At 71.7% G+C, this 4,795-nt stretch carries 5 protein-coding genes; 2 read left to right on the top strand and 3 right to left on the bottom strand.

Going from position 1 to position 4,795, the window contains the following annotated elements:
- Nucleotides 1–254: aldehyde dehydrogenase family protein (locus RIF93_RS18705; protein WP_309092963.1), on the bottom strand; the 254-nt coding region annotated here is incomplete at its 3' end.
- The gene (locus RIF93_RS18700; RefSeq protein WP_309092962.1) at nucleotides 251–1,393 is read right to left on the bottom strand and encodes a fumarylacetoacetate hydrolase family protein; all 1,143 of its coding nucleotides are present in this window, start codon (nucleotides 1,391–1,393) and stop codon (nucleotides 251–253) included. The genes RIF93_RS18700 and RIF93_RS18705, both read right to left, overlap by 4 nt.
- Nucleotides 1,394–1,508: 115 nt before the next feature.
- Here RIF93_RS18700 and RIF93_RS18695 point away from each other — a divergent pair, with 115 nt between their 5' ends.
- Together RIF93_RS18695 and RIF93_RS18690 are read left to right on the top strand one after the other, a co-directional pair.
- Nucleotides 1,509–2,762: an SGNH/GDSL hydrolase family protein gene (locus RIF93_RS18695; protein ID WP_309092961.1), complete on the top strand. Its 1,254-nt coding sequence runs from the start codon at nucleotides 1,509–1,511 to the stop codon at nucleotides 2,760–2,762.
- The gene (locus tag RIF93_RS18690) at nucleotides 2,759–3,643 is read left to right on the top strand and encodes a polysaccharide deacetylase family protein (protein ID WP_309092960.1); all 885 of its coding nucleotides are present in this window, start codon (nucleotides 2,759–2,761) and stop codon (nucleotides 3,641–3,643) included. The genes RIF93_RS18695 and RIF93_RS18690 overlap by 4 nt, the downstream gene beginning before the upstream one ends.
- Here the strand turns inward: RIF93_RS18690 and RIF93_RS18685 are convergent.
- The gene (locus RIF93_RS18685) at nucleotides 3,640–4,689 is read right to left on the bottom strand and encodes a LacI family DNA-binding transcriptional regulator (protein ID WP_309092959.1); all 1,050 of its coding nucleotides are present in this window, start codon (nucleotides 4,687–4,689) and stop codon (nucleotides 3,640–3,642) included. The genes RIF93_RS18690 and RIF93_RS18685 overlap by 4 nt on opposite strands.
- Nucleotides 4,690–4,795: the final 106 nt, after the last annotated feature.

Raw genomic sequence — 4,795 nt, 5'->3', positions numbered from 1 at the left:
CGGCCCAGCTCCTCGCGGCGCTTCAGGATGGTGTCGCCGACCTTGTCCAGCAGGTCCGACCGCAGCTCGGGTGAGGCATCAGACCAGGCGGGGAACGCCTGCTTCGCCGCCGCCACCGCGGCGTTGACCTCGGCCTCGCCGCCGCGCGGCAGCTTGGCCACCACGTCGTTGGTGTTCGAGGGGTTGCGGCTCTCCTCGACGGCGTCGGCCGAGACCCGCTCCCCGCCGATAAAGTGCGCCAGGGTGTCCGTCATCGTGCGGCCTCCGCCGAAAGCAGGCCGCGTCCGGCCAGGTTACGCATCAGGTCGGCCACCCCGAACGTCCAGGGCGGCGCAGCCTTCGAGGTCGTCACCTCGTTTTCGAGAACGCCCAGTCGCGGGCTCGCGACGCGCACCACGTCGCCAACCTTGTGGGTGAAGCCCTGGCCCGGCGCGTCGCGGTCCTGGGTCGGCGCGAACAGGGTGCCGCAGAACAGCACGAAGCCGTCCGGGTACTGGTGCTCGCTCAGCGCCTGCCGGATCAGCTCCAGCGGGTCGCGGCTGATCTGGTCCATCGAGCTGTGGCCGTCGAGGCGGTAGTTGTCCGGTCCCTCGATCACCAGGTCCACGCGGGCGGTCCGCACGTCGTCGATGGTGAAGCCCTCATCGAACAGGCGGATGAAGGGCCCCAGGGCGCACGAGGCGTTGTTGTCCTTGGCCTTGCCCAGGAGCAGGGCCGAGCGGCCCTCGAAGTCGCGCAGGTTGACGTCGTTGCCCAGCGTGGCGCCCAGCGCGCGGCCCTGCCGGTCGCAGACCAGCACCACCTCGGGCTCGGGGTTGTTCCAGGCGCTGTCCGAGCGCACGCCGACGAAGGCGCCATGGCCCACCGACGAGAGCACCGGCGCCTTGGTGAAGATCTCCGCGTCCGGGCCGATCGCCACTTCCAGGTACTGGGACCACAGGCCCTCGGCGATCAGGGCGGCCTTCAGCCGGGCGGCGGACTCGGAGCCCGGGACCACCGAACGGATGTCGGCGCCCACCCGGTCGCGCAGGTCCGCGCGGATCGATTCGGCCCGGGCCGCGTCACCGCGCGCCCGCTCCTCGATCACCCGCTCGACTGCCGATACCGCGAAGGTGACGCCGGCGGCTTTCACGCACTGCAGGTCGATCGGCGCCAGCAGCGGCTGGGCCTCGAAATCGAACTCTTCGATGGGTCCCAGGTCGCGTCCGCCAGGCGCATTCGGCCAGGCGTTCAGCAGGTCGGCCACCGTCGCGGCCTGGGCCACGTCGTACAGTCGTCCGCCGCGGACGAGCACGGGAGTCGGACCGGCCTTCGTCTGGATTCGGCCAACCAGTGTGGCGTCGCTCCAGTCTTCGGGCAGAAAGGCGTTCGGCCGCTCGGCGGCTCTGCCCATGGTCAGACCTCCCTATTTTTGGTAGCGCTATCAATCCCTGGCCTGATCTGTCAAGGTGGGGTTCGAAAGCCAGCCGAACAATGAGCTGGCGCACACAGGAGGCTACGATCCAGGGATGAGGTTCGCCGTCGGTCTGACTCGCCGCGCGCTGGCGCCGGTTCTGGTCCTGGCCTTCGCGGCCGCCGCGCCCGCTGCGGCGGCGGCGGAGCGATGGGTCGGCGCCTGGGCCGCTTCGCAACAGGTCCCGGAGCCGCGGAACGCCTTGGCTGCCGAGGCGATGACGGACGCGACCCTCCGCCAGGTCGTTCAGGTGACGGCCGGCGGACCCCGCCTGCGGGTGCGCCTTTCCAACCTGTTCGGGACCGAGCCCCTGACCTTCTCGGCGGTCCGGGTCGCGCGGCCGCTGCGCCCCGGAGCCTCGGCCATCGATCCCTCCACGGATCGCCCAGTGACCTTCTCCGGGCGCGCCCAGGTCGTCGTACCCGCCGGCGCCGAATACGTCTCCGACCCCGTCGAGCTGCCGGTGAAGCCTCTGACCAGCCTCGCGATCAGCTACCACCTTCCGCGAGCGCCCGCCGTGCAAACCGGCCATCCGGGGTCGCGCACCACCACCTTCGTCGCGCGGGGCATGCGGGTCTCGGATGCCGAGCTGCCGCCGGACGCTCTCAAGGTGGTGCGCTGGCACCAGATCTCGGGCGTCGACGTGCCGGCGCAGGCCAAGTCCGCCGCGATCGTCGCCTTTGGCGACTCCATCACCGACGGCTTCGGCGTCGGCCCTGACCGCAACGAGCGCTGGCCCGACTTCCTCGCCCAGCGGCTGCAGTCCGATCCGTCCACGCGCCACCTCAGCGTCCTGAACCACGGCCTCGGCGGCAACCGCCTGCTGCTGGACGGCCTCGGTCCCAACGGCCTCGCCCGCTTCGACCGTGACGTCCTGGGGCAGAGCGGCGTGCGCTACGTGATCATCCTGGCCGGCGTGAACGACATCGGCTTCTTCAAGCCTGACGATCCGGCGGATCCAAACGCCCGCGCCGGCCTCGCGCCTGCGCTGATCGGCGCCTACCGCCAGATGGTGGCGCGGGCTCGCGAGCGCGGCGTCAAGGTGATCGGCGCGACCATCCTGCCCTTCGGCAGGACGCCCACGTACAAGCCGACCTCGGCCCACGAGGCCGACCGCCAGGCGGTGAACGCCTGGATCCGGCGGCCGGGCAACTTCGACGCGGTCATAGATTTCGACGCCGTGATGCGCGACCCGGCCCGTCCCGACCACCTGCGGCCGGAGCTCGATTCCGGCGACCAGCTGCACCCTTCCATCGCCGGCTACCGCGCCATGGCCGAGGCCGTGCCGCTGGAGCTGTTCCGCCGATGAGGGCCGCGCTCGCGCTGGCCCTCGCGCTGATCGCCGCGCCGGCGGCGGCCCAGCAGATCGCGCTCACCTTCGACGACCTGCCGGCGCACGATCCGCTCCCGGCGGGCGAGAGCCACCTGTCCGTGAACCGGGCGATCCTGCGGGCGCTCGCCGAGGCGAAGGCTCCGGCGACGGGCTTCGTCAACGGCGCGCGGGTCGGCGACGATCCGACCGGCGCTGAGGTGCTGGCCGCCTGGCGCGCAGCCGGCCATCCACTCGGCAATCACACTTGGAAGCACGGCCGGCTGACGGCCAACGACGCCATCGCCTTCGAGGCCGCGATCGTCCGCAACGAAGAGCTGCTGAAGCCGCTGGGCGAAGGCTGGCGCTGGTTCCGCTTCCCCTATCTTGCGGAGGGCGAGACGCCCGAAGTCCGCGCCCGCGCCCGCGGTTTCCTGGCCGGCCGCGGCTATCGCATCGCCAGCGTCACCCTCGACTTCGGCGACTGGGCGTACAACGGCGCCTACGCCCGCTGCCGGGCCAAGGGCGACGCCGCGGCCATAGCAGACCTCGAACAGCGCTTCCTGGCGGCGGCGTCCGACAGCCTCGACCGCGCCCGCGCGCTGTCGCAGAGGCTCTACGGCCGCGACGTGCCGCTGGTCCTCCTGCTGCATGTTGGCGCCTTCGACGCCCGCATGGCCCCGCGGCTGCTTGACCTCTACCGCCGCAAGGGCGCGACCTTCGTCAGCCTCGAACAGGCGCAGGCCGACGCGTTCTACCGCGCCGACACCGGGGCGCTGCCCAGGGCCGAACCGCTGACCCTGGACAACGAAGCCCGCCGCCGGGGCCTGCCGCTCCCGCCGCCGGTAGGGGTCGAGGGCCTCGACAAGGTCTGCCGCTAGCCGGCCCTGGGCGGTCCGTCCGACTGCCGGCGGATCAACGTGTAGGCCTGCAGCGCGTGCGGATGCTGCGCCTTCTCGCCCGAGCGGCGGCTGCGGATCTCGTCGGCCAGCAGCGTCACCGCCTCGCGCGACATGTCGGCGATCGGCTGGCGGATGGTGGTCAGTTCGGGCCAGATCGTCGTGGCGAGCGCGCTGTCGTCGTAGCCGACCACGGTCAGGTCGCGCGGCACGTCCAGCCCCCGCCGGTGGGCCACGGCGACCGTGGCCGCGGCCATGTCGTCGTTGCTGGCGAAGATGGCCGTCGGCGGCTGCGGCAGCGCCAGCAGGCGCTCGGCCGCGTCCATGCCTGAGCGGTAGGTGAAGTAGCCCTGCTCCGCCAGAGCGGGATCCGGCGCGATGCCCGCCTCGCCCAGCGCCGCCAGGTGTCCCTCCAGGCGCTGGGCGCTGGCGGTCTGGTTGGGGTGGCCCTTGATAAAGCCGATGCGGCGATGGCCCAGGCCGATCAGGTGGCGGGTCATCTCGCGAGCGGCCTCGAAGTCGTCGATCCGCACGGCCGACACGTCCGCAGGCGGGCGACCGGTGGCCACCGCCACGCCCGGGGTCTTGCTCTCCGCCAGGGTCCGCAGCACCTCGGGCGCGTCGCACAGCGGCGGGGGCAGGATGATCCCGTCCACGCCCGAGTTCAGCAGCCGGGCGGCGGCGGCCTCGGCGTGCTCCTCATCGCACTTCTCGACGATCAGCTGGATGTTGCTGCGGCTGCACTGGTCCAGGCCGCCCACCAGGAACTCGCTGAGGTAGGCCGCCGAAGGGTTGGAATACAGCAGACCGATGCGGATCAGGTCCGCGCCCGCCAGGCTGCGCGCCGCCGGGTTGGGTTGGTAGTTCAGATCCCGGATCGCCGCGTTCACCGCCTCGCGCGTCGAGTCGCGGACGTTCTTCTCGCCGTTGATCACGCGCGACACGGTCATGGGTGAGACGCCGGCATAGCGGGCCACGTCGTGGATCGTCAGCGATCCCTTCTGACGGCGTGCGGACTTCGACTGCATCCATCCTCCGGCGGCGAGCGCCTATTCCTCTGGCCCACGGCAAGGCTCCCCACAAGGGGCGCCGCAGCGTGCGGCGGGAGCCCTGCCGCATTGGTCTGACCTACTA

This window comes from Phenylobacterium sp., from assembly GCF_031181185.1.
GTDB lineage: Bacteria > Pseudomonadota > Alphaproteobacteria > Caulobacterales > Caulobacteraceae > Phenylobacterium.
Note: the sequence above shows the minus strand (reverse complement) of the source record. Positions and strands in the feature narration are given on the sequence as shown.